The 15,649-nt window shown below is 60.2% G+C and carries 13 protein-coding genes; 4 read left to right on the top strand and 9 right to left on the bottom strand.

Translation table 11 applies throughout. The features are described from left to right. Positions 1-287 precede the first annotated feature (287 nt). The 9 genes from J9788_RS05080 to J9788_RS05040 all read right to left on the bottom strand — a co-directional run bounded on the left by J9788_RS05080 (position 288) and on the right by J9788_RS05040 (position 9,911). Positions 288-1,142, bottom strand: coding sequence for a tagatose bisphosphate family class II aldolase (locus J9788_RS05080; RefSeq protein ID WP_182264385.1), 855 nt, complete (start codon positions 1,140-1,142; stop codon positions 288-290). A 9-nt stretch (positions 1,143-1,151) separates the two neighbouring features. Further along, positions 1,152-2,318 (bottom strand): SIS domain-containing protein, encoded by a 1,167-nt coding sequence (locus J9788_RS05075; RefSeq protein ID WP_182264386.1) that lies wholly within the window; start codon positions 2,316-2,318, stop codon positions 1,152-1,154. Between the two features lie 25 nt (positions 2,319-2,343). After that, positions 2,344-3,114: a transcriptional repressor AgaR gene (gene agaR, locus J9788_RS05070; protein WP_019452625.1), complete on the bottom strand. Its 771-nt coding sequence runs from the start codon at positions 3,112-3,114 to the stop codon at positions 2,344-2,346. Positions 3,115-3,446: 332 nt separating this feature from the next. Then, a complete protein-coding gene (locus J9788_RS05065; protein WP_094142651.1) occupies positions 3,447-4,352 on the bottom strand; it encodes an ROK family protein in 906 nt (301 codons plus the stop codon). 18 nt (positions 4,353-4,370) lie between these two features. Continuing rightward, entirely contained in the window at positions 4,371-5,654 is a 1,284-nt protein-coding gene (locus J9788_RS05060; protein ID WP_182264387.1) for a Gfo/Idh/MocA family protein, read from the bottom strand. A 20-nt stretch (positions 5,655-5,674) separates the two neighbouring features. Then, a complete protein-coding gene (locus J9788_RS05055) occupies positions 5,675-6,787 on the bottom strand; it encodes an ABC transporter ATP-binding protein (protein ID WP_019452622.1) in 1,113 nt (370 codons plus the stop codon). A 21-nt stretch (positions 6,788-6,808) separates the two neighbouring features. Continuing rightward, positions 6,809-7,627: a carbohydrate ABC transporter permease gene (locus J9788_RS05050; RefSeq protein ID WP_182264388.1), complete on the bottom strand. Its 819-nt coding sequence runs from the start codon at positions 7,625-7,627 to the stop codon at positions 6,809-6,811. Positions 7,628-7,637: 10 nt separating this feature from the next. Beyond that, positions 7,638-8,579, bottom strand: coding sequence for a carbohydrate ABC transporter permease (locus J9788_RS05045; RefSeq protein ID WP_182264389.1), 942 nt, complete (start codon positions 8,577-8,579; stop codon positions 7,638-7,640). A 78-nt stretch (positions 8,580-8,657) separates the two neighbouring features. After that, complete coding sequence (locus J9788_RS05040; RefSeq protein ID WP_182264390.1) at positions 8,658-9,911, bottom strand: sugar ABC transporter substrate-binding protein; 1,254 nt, start codon at positions 9,909-9,911, stop codon at positions 8,658-8,660. 465 nt (positions 9,912-10,376) lie between these two features. On the opposite strand from J9788_RS05040, the gene J9788_RS05035 reads away from it, so the two are divergent. The 4 genes from J9788_RS05035 to J9788_RS05020 all read left to right on the top strand — a co-directional run bounded on the left by J9788_RS05035 (position 10,377) and on the right by J9788_RS05020 (position 15,596). After that, the gene (locus J9788_RS05035) at positions 10,377-12,047 is read left to right on the top strand and encodes a DUF4091 domain-containing protein (RefSeq protein WP_182264391.1); all 1,671 of its coding nucleotides are present in this window, start codon (positions 10,377-10,379) and stop codon (positions 12,045-12,047) included. A 154-nt stretch (positions 12,048-12,201) separates the two neighbouring features. Further along, on the top strand, positions 12,202-13,923 hold the full coding sequence (locus J9788_RS05030) for a lysophospholipid acyltransferase family protein (RefSeq protein WP_033643203.1): 1,722 nt from the start codon (positions 12,202-12,204) through the stop codon (positions 13,921-13,923). A 101-nt stretch (positions 13,924-14,024) separates the two neighbouring features. After that, entirely contained in the window at positions 14,025-14,807 is a 783-nt protein-coding gene (locus tag J9788_RS05025) for an N-formylglutamate amidohydrolase (RefSeq protein WP_182264392.1), read from the top strand. A gap of 75 nt (positions 14,808-14,882) precedes the next feature. After that, on the top strand, positions 14,883-15,596 hold the full coding sequence (locus J9788_RS05020) for a flagellar brake protein (RefSeq protein WP_182264393.1): 714 nt from the start codon (positions 14,883-14,885) through the stop codon (positions 15,594-15,596). Positions 15,597-15,649 lie beyond the last annotated feature (53 nt).

Raw genomic sequence — 15,649 nt, 5'->3', positions numbered from 1 at the left:
AAAAACACTGCCAATTAAAAAACAAGCGCGCTTGTTTTCATCAAATAAGCTATTTCGCCTGGCGAAATAAAAACGAATGGGCAAAAATCCTACTACCCGCATTCAATGAATTTGATAATAGGGAGGCAGGATGAGTAAAACCATGATTTGGATCATAGTGAAGACCGGTTAATGATTTCCGGCGCGGGCAGGGTGAAAGGCTGTGATCGTTCTCTCAGGAAAGTCGGGCAAGGGCGGGCCGTTTTCGTCCCCGTTGCGCGGCTGCAGCAACGGGGGCGAGAGCGGGGTTACAGCATGCCGCTGCTGCCGCAGATGCGGATCTTTTCCGCCACCACTTCTTTCATCGCCAGTTTGCCAGGGACGATGTATTTGCGCGGATCGTTGGCATCCGGGTGCTGTGAAAAGTAGCTTTTCACCGCATCGGCGAAGGCGATTTTCAGTTCGGTGGCGACGTTGACCTTGCAAACGCCGAGCGAGATCGCGCGCTTGACCATCGCTTCCGGAATGCCGGAGGCGCCGTGCAGCACCAACGGCACGTCCACCTGTTCGCGGATCAGCGCCAGGCGTTCGAAGTCCAGCTTCGGTTCGCCGTGATACAGGCCGTGGGCGGAACCGATCGCCACCGCCAGCGAATCGATGCCGGTGGCGGCGACAAACTCGCGCGCGGCGGCCGGATCGGTATAGAAGCTGTCCGCCGTATCGACGATCAAATCGTCCTCTTGCCCGCCCAGGCGGCCCAGCTCCGCCTCCACGCTGGCGCCGTAGCGATGGCACAGGGCCACTGCGGCGGCTACCTTGGCGATGTTCTGTTCGAACGGCAAGTGGGAGCCGTCGATCATCACCGAGCGAATGCCGCTTTTTACCTTGTGCTCAATGTCGTCCAGCTCTTCATGATGATCCAGATGCAGCGCCAGCGGCAGATCGTAGCGGTGCGCGGCCGATTGGCAGATGCCGATCAGGTAGTCGGTGCCGGCATAGCTGAAGGTGCCGGGCGTGCCGGCCATGATTACCGGCGAGCGCAGTTCGGCGGCGGTCTCCGCCACCACCTGCACGGTTTCCAGATTGTGGACGTTAAACGCCGGCACGGCGTAACCCTGGCGCTGCGCCTTGAGCAGCATTTCTCGGTTGGCTATCAGATACATGGGATCTCCTTACAGCTCAGGGGAGGGAAAACGGTAAATCGTCACGCCTTTCACCACCCGGTTGACTTCACCGGTCGGGCACGGGTTGTCCGGGGTGAGCCCCAACGCCAGCGAACTCTCGAAGGCCAGCATCTGGGTGAACAGCAGATACGGGAACAGCAGCCAGATATCGTCTGCCGCGTTGTGCATATGCAGCAGGGCATCGGTGAGGGGATGGTGCTCGCCGGTCAAGCCGACCAACTGCATCGCCAGCCCGTCGCGCTGCAGTTCGTTCCACAGGTCGCGGTCATACTGACGGGCGTAGTCGTCGTGGGAGAACATCAGCACCACCAATGTCTGGCCGTCGACCATAAATTTAGGGCCGTGGCGCAGACCGAGCGGTGAGTCGTAGCGTGTCACGATTCGCCCGGCGGTGAGCTCCAGCATCTTGAGCGAGGCCTCTTCGGCCAGGCCGGTGAAACAGCTGCCGCCGAGGGTGATGTAGCGGCGGAAGCCGCTGGCGGCCAGTGCCTTTACCTGCGGCTGCAGCATTTCGCGCAGTTCACGGCAGCGCTGCACCATGGCGTGCAGCGGCGCCTGGGCGGCCTCAAGCGACATTGGGCCGAGCAGCAGCGCGGCGCTCAGCATCATGCAGCTGAAGCTGGAGGTCATGGCGAAGCTCTGATCGTTGGCGCCCAGTGGCATCACCAGCGAACAGACGTTATCGCGCTGATGCGCATACTGCGCCAGCCGGCTGTCCGGGTTGCACACCAGCATCAGGTGATAGCTTTTCGGCAGCAGCTGGTCGGCCAGTTCCACCGTCGCCACGCTTTCCGGGCTGTTGCCCGAGCGGGCGAAGGACACCAGCAGCGTCGGCCGGTCAGGGGCGAGATACTGCAGCGGGTTGGCGACGATATCGGTGGTGCCGTAGGCCACTACGTCGCGGCCGGTGCGTTCGCGCAGCCAGGGCGCCAGAGCCCGGCCGGCGAACGCCGAACTGCCGGCGCCGCACAGCACGATTTGCAGCCGAGGATTGCTCAACAGCGGCGCGAGGAACGGCTGCCACTGCGCCTGTTGATCCTGCAGCTGCCGGTGCAGCGCCGCCCACAGGTCCGGCTGCTGCCAAATCTCTGCGGCGGTGTGCCAGGCGTTGCGCTGCTTCAGCCAATCCGCCTCGTAAGAGAAATACGCATTCATGATGACAACTCCTTAAAAGCCTCGGTTAACGGTCGGCGATAATCACGTCGATCCCTAAATGGTGCAGCGCCTGCAGGTAGTGCGCCGGAATACGGCTGTCGGTGACCAGGCGGTGGATCTGGCCGACTTCGCGGATCATGCAAAAGCTGGTGCGGCCGAATTTGCTGGCGTCGGCGATGGCGATCACTTCGCGCGCCACTTCACACATCACCCGGTTGAGCTGCGCTTCGCCCGGATCCGGCGTAGTGATGCCGCCCGCCAGATCGAAACCGTCGACGCCGAGAAACAGTTTGTCGAAGCGGTACTGGCGCAGCTGCTGTTCGGCGGCGGGGCCGTACAACGACCAGGCTTTGCGGCGTACGCTGCCGCCGACCACCATCAGATCGATCTGCTCGTTGTTGGCCAGTTCGAAGGCGATATTCAGCGCGTTGGTCATCACCACCAGATCCTTTTTCCCCGCCAGCTGTGGCGCCATCTGGCTGGTGGTGGAGCCGGAGTCGAGGATGACGGCGTCGCCGTCTTCGATCAGCGCCGCCGCCGCGCAGGCGATGGCGTGTTTCACGTCGCGGTTGATGCGGCCCTTGTCCTGCAGCGGGCGGTCGAAGGCGAACTGTTTGTTCAACATGGCGCCGCCGTAGGCGCGCACCGCACAGCCGTGCTGTTCCAGCTGACGCAGATCGCTGCGGATGGTGACGCTGGACACCGAAAACTGCTGGCTGAGCTGCTCCACACGCACCGAGCCCTCGCGGCACAGCTGGTCGATAATTAATTCCCGGCGTTTTGCGGTATTGATCATTAACGCAGACTCCTGATTTACCTGTAGCCGTGCCCGTCCGCGGCTTAATAAGCCGCAGCGATGCCGACCGGAGCGCTTTCAGTTGTTCGTGGCGAATTACAGCAAACGAAACACTGAAATGCAATCGATTAATTTTAAAATATCTATATCTATCAGTTGGTTATATTTTATTTTGCTTTCGATTGAGCACTAACCGAAAGCGGGGTTAACGCAAAGTGAAAACGGCAAATTCGTTATTTTTCAGTCGACAATTCCCGGCGGTTATTCATTCGCTCCGCCGATGACGAAAGCCGCAGCGATCGTTCGGCAGCCGCCGGGCTTTCACTGTTTTTTTATGCTGCAGCGTGCAAAAGCGCCGCGCCGCGCACGCCGCTGCTGTCACCGTGCACCGGCGGGAACACCGCCGCGGGTTCCACGCCCGGCAGCAGCCAGCACCGCATCGCCGGCGGCAGCAGCCGGTACAGCTCACCGACGTTCGACAGCCCGCCGCCAAGCACGAAGGCATCGACGTCCAACAGCAGCTGTAAGCCGGCCAGCGCGCTGGCCAGAATATCGACGTAGAGGGCCATCAGCCGCTGCGCGAGCGGATCGCCGGCGCGGTAGCTGGCGACCAACGACGGCACGTCGGCGGCCGGATGGGCAAAATGGCGGCTCAGCGCCAGCAGCCCGTTGCCGGAGACGTAGCGTTCAAAGCAGCCGGTCAGCCCGCAGTTGCAGCTGAACAGCGGCAGATCGTAACGTTGCGCCAGCTGGGCCGATATCGGCATATGGCCCCATTCGCCCGCCACGCCGTTACGCCCTTTGTGCAGTTGCCGGTTCACCACCAGGCCGCCGCCAGCGCCGGTGCCGATGATGGCGCCGAACACCAACGGCAGGTGCGCGGTTTGCGGCGTGCTGGCTTCCGACAGCGCGAAGCAGCGGCAGTCGTTCTCGATGGCGATAGGTCGCGCCAACGCCTGCGTCAGGTCATCCGCCAGGCAATGGCCGGTCAGGCAGGGCACGTTGACCGCTAACTGGCGGCGGCTGACGGGATCGGTGATCCCCGGTAAACCGATGCCGATGCTGCCGCGCGTATGCAGCTCGCGATCCGCCTGGTCAACCAGCCCGGCGATACAGGCCACGAACTCGCCGTAATCGCCGGTTGGGGTGCGCACCCGTTGGATCATCACCTGATTGAGCCGGCGATCGTAGGCGGCCATTTCGATCTTGGTGCCGCCGATGTCGAAGCCGTAATGCATCTCTCTCAACGCCATGCTTCAGGCTCCGTTCAGGGCGATCACCGCCGCTTCGCGGCGCGCGCGTTCGGCGGCGAACACCATCAGATGGCTCTCCAGCGCTTCCGTCGGGCCGGCCAGCACCTGGCTCGGATCGTTGGCGCGAATGGCCGCGATAAAGTGCTGCATCAGGTAGTAGTCGCCGCCGCCGTGCCCGGCCATGGCGTGCAGATCCTGGCCGGCGTCGGTGTCGTAATGCGTTTCGCCGTCGTCGAGGAACGAGGTGATGCGAATATGGCGGCCGTCGCCCTCCAGGCAGCCACGGCTACCGAAGATGCGGGTATGGCGATCTTCGTGGCGGGTAAAGGCTGTCATGGTGAACGACGCGGTGCGGCCGCCGGCGAACTGCATGTTGACCACCTGATGGTCGACCACATTATTGTCGCAGCGGTAGACGCAGCGGCCGTAAGGACCGTCGCGCAGCGCCGCCCGCAGCGTCGTTTGGTCGGGTTCCGGCGTCAGCACCCGCAGAAAACCGGGTGTGGCCTTGTGGTCGTCGCCCAGATAGATCCGCTTGGCGGAATAGGGGCAGGACGCCTCTACCGTGCAATCCAGGCAGTTGTCCGCCGCGCCGGCCGGTTGGTTTTCCCGGCGGAAATGGCGCAGGTTGCCGAAGGAGCTGACCTGCTCACAGGGTTGCTCCATCACGTAGCGGATCCAGTCGATATCGTGGCAGGATTTCTGCAGCAGCATAAAAGCGGCCTGTTGATCGTTGCGCCAGTTGCCGCGCACGAAAGAGTGCGCCTGGTGCCAGTAGCCGACCGGTTCCAGGTGCTGCAGGCTGACGATATCGCCGATCGCGCCGTCGCGCAGCAGCTGCTTGAGCTTTTGGGTATAGCGGGTATAGCGCAGCACGTGGCCGACCGAGAAGATCAGCTTTTGGCGTACCACCTCGGCGACGATGGCGCGGCACTCGTCGGCGTCCGGCGACAGCGGTTTTTCCAGCAGCATGGCGTAGCCCTGGCGGGCGAAGGCCAGCGCCGGCTCCAGATGCATCTGATCCTGGGTGCAGATCAGCACCGCGTCGGCCAGCTTGCCGGCGTCGGCGGCCAGGCTCCAGTCGGTGAAGACGTTTTCCGGCGCGATGGCATGCTGCGCCACAAACTGCTCGCGGTAGGCGTCACGCGGTTCCGCTACCGCCACCACCTGCATCAAATCGGGATGCGCCAGCGCATAGCGCGAGTAGATTTCGCCGCGCGCCCCGGCGCCGACCACCAGCACCCGCACCGGGCGATGGGCAAAGCTGTTGGGTTGTGTTGACGACATTGCTGGATACTCCGCTGTTGTTATTTGAGGTTTTGGCCGCTGAGCTCGTCGAACAAATGCGCGCGCGTCAGATCGAATGCCAGATGAATATTTTCGCCGAGGCGCGGTTCCCAATCCGGCAGCGACGCCATGCGCAGCACGAAGCGCAGGTCGGCCAGTTCGCAGTGCAACAGCTCTTCGTTGCCCATGCGCTCGATAGTGACGATCTGCGCCGGGAAACAGTTTGCGCTGCCGGGCGTGCACAGCCGCAGGGACTCCGGCCGGATGCCGAGGCACACCCGCGCATGCGGGTAGTCCGCCAATTGCCGTTGCAGCGCGGGCGGCAGATCGAGCTGATGCTGCAGGCCGATGCGCAGCCGCACCGTTTGGCCGTCGCGCACGATCGCCAGATCGTGCAGGTTCATCGACGGGCTGCCGATAAACTCGGCGACGAAACGGTTGGCGGGGTGGTGATACAGGTTGATCGGTTTATCCACCTGCATGATGGCGCCGCGGTTCATCACGCAAATGCGATCGCCCATGGTCATCGCTTCGACCTGATCGTGGGTGACGTACACCATGGTGGCAGCGGCACCTTCCTGCTTCAGTTGATTGTGCAGTTCGATCAGTTGCACGCGCATCGACACCCGCAGCTTGGCGTCGAGGTTGGACAGCGGCTCGTCAAATAGAAACACCTTGGGTTTACGCACGATGGCGCGGCCGACCGCCACCCGCTGACATTGGCCGCCAGAGAGCTGGCCTGGCTTGCGCTGCAGCAGGTTGGTGATCTCCAGTTTTTCCGCCGCGTCGCGCACCCGGCGGTCGATCTCGGCCTTGCTTTCTTTGCCGATCAGGCCGAACGCCATGTTCTTGTACACCGTCATGTGCGGGTACAGCGCATAGTTCTGGAACACCATGGCGATGCCGCGATCCTTCGGCATGCTGTCGTTGACGCAGCGATCGTGGATCAAGATCTGCCCCTCGCTGACGCTCTCCAGCCCGGCGATCATCCGTAGCAGGGTGGATTTGGCGCAGCCTGACGGGCCGACGAACACCATAAATTCCCCGTCCTCGATGTCCAAATCGACGCCGTGCAGCGCGTGGAAACCGTTGGGATAGACTTTTTTAACGCTGTTTAACTGAATTCCGGCCATGTCGTTTACCTTGTCTGCGCGTTAGCCTTTCACCCCGGCGCTGGCGATGCCCTGGATGAAATAGCGTTGGAAAATAATGAACAGCATCAGCATCGGGATCACCGCCATCAGCGCCCCGGCCATCAGCAATGGATATTCCACCCCGGCGCGGCTGGAGAGCGAGGCCAGCCCAACCGGCAGCGTCAGCTTCTCGGCGGTGGTATTGACGATCAGCGGCCACATCAGGTTGTTCCAGCTCCACAGGCCGTTGATGATGATGCAGGCGATAATGCCCGGCCGGATCAGCGGCAGCATGATGCGCCAGAAGATGGCGAAGTAGCTGTAACCGTCGATCAAGGCCGCTTCTTCCATTTCCTTCGGCACCGCCAGAAAGAACTGGCGCAGCAGAAAGGTGGCGTAAACGCTGAAAATGCCCGGCAGCACCAACCCGGTGATGCTGTTGACCAACCCCAGCTTCTGCACCACCAGGAATTGCGGGATCAGAAACGCCTGACCAGGCACCATCAGGACCGATACGCACACCAGAAACACCGCATCCCGGCCGCGAAAATGCAGGCGTGAGAAGCCGTAGGCGGCCATGGTGGCGATCGCCATCTGCAAGGTGACGGTGAAGAAGGTCGCCAGCAGCGAGTTGAGATAAAAGCCGGCGAACGGGATTTCGTGCATCACCCGACCGTAGGCCTGCAGGCTGGGATGCGCCGGCAGCAGCGTCAGCGGGATCTGAATGCTCTCGGCCTGGGTTTTCAGCGAGGTCACCAGCATCCAGATAAAAGGCACCACCGAGGCCAGCGCCGCCAGCCCCATAAACAGGTACACCAGCGTTTTCTTGCTTGCGTTCATGTGCAGCTCCTCAGCTGACTTTCAGGCGCTTGCCGATCGCCATTTGAATCAGGGTGATCACCAGCGTGACGGCGAACAGCACCACGGTGATGGCGGAGGCGTAACCTTTTTCCTGCAGGTAAAACGCGTACTTGTAGAACAGGTTGGTGACGGTCATCACGTCGTTCTCCACCAGTGCGCGGTCGAACATCAGGAACACCACGTCAAAGATTTGCAGGATCTCGATAAAGCTCATCACCGACACGAAGAACAGCGTCGGCACCATCATCGGCAGCGTGATGCAGAAGAAGCGGCGCAGGGTGCCGATACCGTCGAGATCCGCCGCTTCGTACAGCTGGCGCGGAATGCTTTGCAGCCCGGCCAGCAAAATGATGATCTTCAGCGCCAGCGACGACCAGATGATGATGATGGACACGCTGATGCGCACCACGTCCGGATCGGACAGCCAGGCGACCGGCGCGATGTGCAACAGGCTCAGCGCCTGGTTGATCAGACCGAAATTCTTATTGAACAGCCATTGCCACACCATGGCCACCGCCGCGGGCATGGTAACCGCCGGCAGGAACAGCAGGGTGCGCAGCAGGCCTTTGCCGCGGATATTCTGGTTGAGGCCAATCGCCAGCAGCAACGACAGACTCAGGCTGATCGGCACGCAGACCACCATGTAAAACAGGGTGTTGGCGGCGGCGGTGTAAAAGTCGTCGTCTTCGAACAGGTTGAGATAGTTATCGACGCTGATGCTGCTCCAGCGCATGAATTGGTTGAGATCGGTAAAGCTGTAAAAGATGTTTTGCAAAAAGGGGATCAGGTAAAACACCGTCACCCCCATCAGCAGCGGCAGGATCATCACCCAGCCCCAGAAGCGTTCGGCGCGTTCGAGCCGATTGAGCGCGGGGCGGGCGGTGCGCCGGGATGGTTTCAGGGTGACCGTAGCCGTTTCTGCCAGCGACATGTTGCCATTCCTCACCTATGACGTTCAGCGTGGGTCCACCGCGGCGCGCGCTCGGGGCAGCGCGCCGCGGCGGGGCGATTACTGCTCCATGACGCGCGCGATCTTCTTGACCGATTTGTCCATTTCCTGTTTGGCGTCCGCGCCCATAAAGATCTTCTTCAGGCTGGCGATCCACATGTTCTGCCATTTCGGCGTATTGGTGCCGGCGGTGGGATAAGCCTGGGTCACTTCCAGGGTCTGGATGTAAGGCGTGACGTCGACCTTTTGGATCTGCTGCGCCCAAACTTTGGCCGCCGTCTTGTTGGCCGGGATCACCACCTTGGCCAGCTCCGCCTGCGAGGCTTCGCTGCTCATGAAGGCGATATATTTCCAGGCGGCCTGTTTGTGGGCGCTTTTGGCCGACATGGCGAAGGCCAGGCTGTGTGCCACGCCGGACTGACGTTCAATTTTCGGCATCATCACCACGTCGATGTGATCGTTGATCAGCGGGTTATTGGCGAACGGCGCCGCCAGCCAGGAGCCGGCATAGACCATCGCGGCGCGGTTGGACTGGAAGATGTTCTCGGTTTTGACTTCGCTCATCTGCTGGGCGCTCGGCATCAGGCCGTCTTTCATCATGCCCTGCAGTTGCTGATAGACCCAGATGGACTTGTCGTTGGCGATGTCGGTAGGCTGGCCATCCTTGGGCACGATGTGATTGCCGTTTTGGAACAGCAGGTTCATGTAGCTGTCCTGGCCGTCGATGCTGAGGTCCATTACCAGCGGGAAGGCGGCGCCTTTCAACCCGTTTTTCAGGGCGGCGGCCTTGCTCTTCAGATCGTCCCAGCTCCAGTCGTTGGTGGGGTAGCTGACGCCGGCCTGATCGAACAGTTTTTTGTTGTACCACACGGCGATGGAATCGACGTCGCGCGGGATGGCCATCTGTTGACCGTCGTACTGGTAGGCTTTCACCGAGCTGGCGACCACGTCGTCCAGCTTAAGGCCGCTCTCCTTAATATAAGGCGCCAGCGGCTCCATAATGCCGTTTTTGGCGTACTGCACAAAATAAGGCATATTAATCCAGAATATATCCGGCGCTACGCCGCCGGCGGCAGCGGAATCTAATTTAACGAAATATTGCGCCGAAGGGGTTAATTCTATTTCTATTTTTATATCCGGATTGGCCTGTTCAAATCGCTTGGCGATCTCCTGTTCGGCGGGTAATTGATTTCTGTCCCAAACGGCATAGCGTAATGTTATTTTATCTGCTGCATGGAGCAGGGTGGGTAATAATAATGCGCTGGCAAGAATGGAGTGCGCCAGCAGGCGGCCGGTATTTTTTATCGGTGACATTGCTTTCCCCTCGGTGAGCGACGAATAACGTTTTTCGCAACGTAAATTCTTTCTATCCCTTAACTTTCAATGTGTCAATACACCCCCGAACGCCCAAAAATGGGGCATGTATGTTTCATTGTTGTTAAAATCGAAAGGCTTTTACGACTAAGTGAAAGGTCGATCCGTTCACATTTCATTAACCTTGTGGCGGGGTTTTTCCCCGGTAGTGCGGCATTTAGCGGTCTTCGCAGGCATAGGAATAACTGATAACCCTTGCACCAGAATGGGGATTAAAAACATTTTTATTGTGCAAGCTCCAGCTTCTTTCATTTTTGTGATGCAAATAAACAAAAAAATCTTCCCACCGCCGTCAGAAGAGATGGCTGGAACGTTTTTTATTACTGACTATTGTTTGTGGCGATAAAAGACGCTAGCCTGATTTTTACACCGATTATTCATGAGAAATAAAGAGGGCTGATTATTATGCGCCTGTCTCTGGTATTTACCCATAGTCTGGAAAAAGTATTTCATCGCCGCAGCATGCCATCCATTTCCGTAGAAAATCGGCTGAGCGGGCTGAATAACGAGGTGCTTTCCTGGCAGGCGGTATACTGTTTGCAAACGCCCGGTAACGAGACCCGCCATGAGCTGTGTTATCAACTTGACGGGCCGCTGGCGGATTATATCAGCGTGCGTCAGGTGCGATCGGTGCCGAGCGGATTTCCCTGTTATCGCGAGAGCGATGAAAATTACCTGACCACCGAACCGGGATTATTTCCCGATCCGCTGATGCCGCTGCCGCAACGGCGTTTTTTCGCCGCCTGCGGTTATTACGGCAGCTTATGGCTCACCCTGACGCCGCCGGCCGCCATGACACTGGCCGGCGATGTCCCGTTGACCCTGCGCCTGCTGGATGCGCAAAGCGGCGAGACGCTGGCCGAAGCCGCACTGACGCTGCACTTGGTGCCGGCGGCGTTGCCGCCGCAAACCCTGTTGCATACCGAGTGGCTGCACACCGACTGTCTGGCGGATTACTACCGTCTGACGGTGTTCAGCCCGGCGTACTGGCGCGCGGTGCGCAACTTTGTGCGCTGTGCGGTGCAGGCCGGCGTCAATATGCTGCTGACGCCGCTGTTTACGCCGCCGCTGGATACCGCCGTCGGCGGTGAACGCACCACGGTGCAGCTGGTGAAAGTGACGCGTTCGGCGCAGGGGTTCGGCTTCGATTTCAGCCGTCTGGCGCAATGGGTGGCGCTGGCACAGGAAGAGGGCATCGAGCATTTCGAGATCGCGCCGCTGTTTACCCAATGGGGCGCGGCGCATGCGCCGAAGATAGTGGTAGAAGATCAGGGCGAGATGCTGCCGCTGTTCGGCTGGCACACCGATGCGCAGGGCAAAGCGTATCAGCGTTTCCTGCACGCGCTGCTGCCGGCGTTAACCGCCTGGTTTCGCGAACGGGGGCTGGAACGGCAGGTGTGGTTCCACATTTCCGATGAACCGACGCTGGACAACCTGGCGGCCTACCAGCGTGCCAGCGCCGCGCTGCGGCCGTTGCTGGGCGGTTTTCGCACCTTCGACGCGCTGTCGGATTTCGCGTTCTATCAGCAAGGCCTGGTGGAGACCCCGGTGGCGGCGACCGACCATATCGAACCCTTTATCGAACACCGGGTGCCCGGGCTATGGGCCTATTATTGCTGCGTGCAGAAGACCGAGGTCGCCAATCGCTTCTTCGCTCAGCCTTCGGCGCGCAACCGCATATTGGGCGTGCAGCTGTATCTGTACCGCATCGCCGGCTTCCTGCACTGGGGATTCAACTTCTATAACAGCGCCCATTCGCGCGAGCGCATCAATCCGTACGCGGTGACCGACAGCGGCCATGCGTTTCCTTCCGGCGACCCGTTCGTGGTGTATCCGGGCGACGATCTGCAGCCGGTGGAGTCGCTGCGCCTGCGGGTGCTGCATCAGGGGCTGCAGGACATGCGCGCGCTGCAGCTGTTGGAGAGTTTGAGCGATCGGGCGGCGGTGGAGGCGCTGATCGAACGCGAGCTGGGCATGCGCATCACCTTCAAGCGTTATCCGCATCAGGCGGGGCCGCTGCTGCGCCTGCGTGAAGCGGTGAACCGCCGCATTGAAGCGTTGCTGGCGCCGATGTGAGGGGAAGTGGGGCGAAAATGCGTCTTTCGCTCCCAAATCGCCATTACTTTGCTATACCTGATAGTCGATGGATTCATTTTATTGTCATGTGACTGACATGTCAGAGTCATGGCTCTGGCTTAAGTTTGCAGCGACTACGTCAGGAGATAACGCGATGTTCAGCCTGGATTCTCTGTTGCAAGATGCATTTCCACACCGCAATACCCCTGCCTGGCAGCGCAGCCTGCTAAGAACCCTTCTCTTCGAAAAAGAATTCAAACAGTTCGCCGCCGACTATCCCCACCTGAAAGGGCTCGATCTGATCGAGCAGGTGGTGGACTACTTTAACCTCAGCTGCGAGCTGGTGGACGGCGATCTGGAAAACATCCCCAGTCAGGGGCCGGTGGTGCTCGTGGCCAACCATCCGATCGGCTCGCTCGACGGCCTGGTGCTGCTGCGCGCCGTTGCGGCGGTGCGTCCGGATGTGAAAGTGGTGGCCAGCCAGCTGCTGACCTACATCGAACCGCTGCGCAACCTGTTCGTGCCGGTGGATAACGTCGCTTATAAAACCAGCCGCAAACAGATTGAAGGCATGCAGCAGCAGTTGGACAATCAGGGCGCGCTGATCCTTTTCCCGGCCGGCGAAGTGTCGCGCATGAGCCCAAAAGGCATCCGCGACGGCCACTGGCATACCGGTTTTTTGCGCTTGGCCGCCAAGGCGCGCGCGCCGATCGTGCCGATTCATATCAGCGCGCGCAACAGCAACCTGTTCTACTTTACCTCTCTGGTCTACCGTCCGCTGTCGACGCTGCTGCTGGTGCGTGAAATGTTCCAGCAGCGGGGCGGGCGCATCAGGATCCGCATCGGCGGCCGCGTGCCGTTCGCCAACTGGCACGACGGCCACACCAGCGCCAAGGATCTGGCGGAGCGCTTTCGCCGCCACGTGTATCGCCTGGGCCAGGGCAAGCCGGGGCTGTTCGCCAGCGAATCGCCGATCGCGTTGCCGGAAGAGCGTCTGGAGCTGAAAAAGGCGCTGGCGAACTGCGAACGACTGGGGGTGACGCCGGACGGCAAAACCATCTACCTCTATCGCCGTCACGATGAAGCGCGCACGCCGATCCTGCGCGAGTTGGGGCGCCTGCGCGAGATCGCTTTCCGCGCTGTGGGGGAAGGATCCGGCCGCCGCCGCGATCTGGACAGCTACGACGACGATTATTATCACCTGGTGCTGTGGGATGAAGAGGAGCTGGAGATCGTCGGCGCCTATCGTTTTATCCCCACCGCCGAACAAATCGCGCGTAAGGGCCTGGAGAGCATCTACAGCAACAGCCTGTTCCACTATGACCGCGATATGGAACCGATCCTGGCGCAGGGCATCGAACTGGGGCGCAGCTTCATTCAGCCGGCTTATTGGGGCAAGCGCGGGCTGGACTATTTGTGGCTGGGCATCGGCGCCTATCTGTCGAAATACCCGCAGTATCGCTATCTGTTCGGCCCGGTATCCATTTCCGGCGGCATGCCGCTGGCGGCGCGCGATCTGTTGATCGCCTTCTATCGGCTCTATTTCTCGCCGGATCACGCCTTCGCGCAGTCGCGTCGTCCTTATCCGGCGTCGTTGCCGCAGGTGCTGGCGCAGTTTGCCGGGGATAACTACCAGGAAGATCTGGTGCGGCTGAAGAGCCTGCTCAGCAACATCGGCTGCTCGATCCCGACGCTGTACAAACAGTACACCGAGCTGTGCGAACCGGGCGGGGTGCAGTTTATCGACTTTGGCACCGATCCTGCCTTCAACAACTGCATCGACGGCCTGGTGCTGGTGGATACCTCGCGGCTCAAGCCGTCGCGTTATCAACGTTATATTGCGGTGCATCAGCCGCAGGAAGCCGAGACGGCATGATCGGCGTCTGACTCATGCCTTTTTGATCTAAGCACGACCTTGGGGCCGGCGACGGGATAGCGCTACGATAAACGTTTTGCTTTCCACCGCCGGAGCCTTTCATGCCTCATTCGTTTATCCCGCCGTTATTGTCCGCCGATGAACCGCCCGCCGCCGTCGTTGAAACCCCGCGCGGCAAAGCGCCATTTTTGCTGCTGTGCGATCACGCCGGCAAGGCGATACCGCAATCCCTCGGCGATCTCGGCTTACCGCCGGGGGAGATCGAGCGCCACATCGGCTGGGATATCGGCGCGCTGGGCGTATCGCGCCATCTGAGCCGCCAACTTGACGCCACGCTGATTCATCAGCGTTACTCACGGTTGGTGATCGACTGCAACCGGGCGCCCGGCATCGCCAGTTCGATCCCGCATTTGTCTGAACTGACGCCCATCCCCGGCAATATCGGCATCAACGCCGAACACGCGCTGGCGCGTGAGCGCGAGGTATTTTTACCGTATCACCACGCCATCGACGAGCATCTGGGGCAACGCCAACTGCGCGAACTGCCGACGGCGGTGATCGCCATGCACAGCTTCACGCCGGTGTTCAAGGGCCAATCGCGCCCCTGGCAGGTGGGGCTGCTGTTTAACCGCTACCCGGAATTTGCGCTGCTGTTGGCTGAACTGCTGCGTGAAGAGGGGGATCTGCAGGTGGGTATTAACGAACCTTATGCGATGACGGACGCCACCGATTACACGTTGCCGGTGCACGCGGAGCGCCGCGGTTTGCCTTACGTCGGCATCGAAATTCGCCAGGATTTGGTTGCTGACGAACGCGGGCAACAGGCATGGGCGAAACGTTTCGCACGCCTGCTGCCGCAGGCCTGGCAACGCTGGCAAATTTGACTTTAGGAATATTCCCAGAGATGATAACCGTAAGGAATACGTAAGACGTCATTAGAAAAAAGTCAGGAGACACGTGTGGAGCACAGCGATAACGGACTGTTTATCAAACGGGAGCGTTTTGAAGTTCTGGCGATTCTGCGAGAAATTTGCAAACAACGCACGCCGCTGCGCGTAGAAAATCAGCAGCACCGGTTTCAAAGTCTGTTATTGAGCGTCGGGCCGGACAATATCGTGTTTAGCGGTGAGGAAGCCTCGAGCGCCATTGACGGCGCTTGCACCATCGTGATTGAAAGCAACGACGCCAAAATCGAGTTTTCCGTCCCCCAGGCGGAGCTGACCGAACATCAGGGCGTACAGGCCTGTTCGACCCAGCTGCCGCAGGAGCTGGTCTATATCCAGCGTCGCCGTCAATTCCGCATCACTACGCCGCACTGGCGCCAATTCTTTTGTACCGGCGAATACCCGGACGGCACGCCGTACGAGCTGCGGATCCACGATCTCTCCGCCGGCGGCGTCGGTTTACGCTTCGACGGCCCGCTGCCGGATTTCTTCCAGCCAGGCTTGCAGTTCAAGAAAGCGGAGCTGGATCTGGGCAGCTACGGCAGCTTCAAGGTCAATATGGAGCTGGTGGTGGTCAACGACGATCAGGAAACCGACGATAACGACCAGGTGGTACACTTCTCGCGCCTGTCATGCCGCTTTCTTAAGCTCGGGTTGGCGATGGAGCGCAAAATTCAGAGCGCCGTGTTCGCCTTCGAGCTGGATTTTAACAAAAAGAAAAAACGTTGATCCTCTGTTCCGGCGCGCCGGGCTCGATGCAGCCTGGCCGCGCCGCCATTCTT

This window comes from Serratia sp. X10 (assembly GCF_017811775.1).
In the GTDB taxonomy this organism is placed as follows: Bacteria; Pseudomonadota; Gammaproteobacteria; order Enterobacterales; family Enterobacteriaceae; genus Serratia; species Serratia ureilytica.
This window is presented reverse-complemented; position numbering and strand designations above follow the sequence as displayed.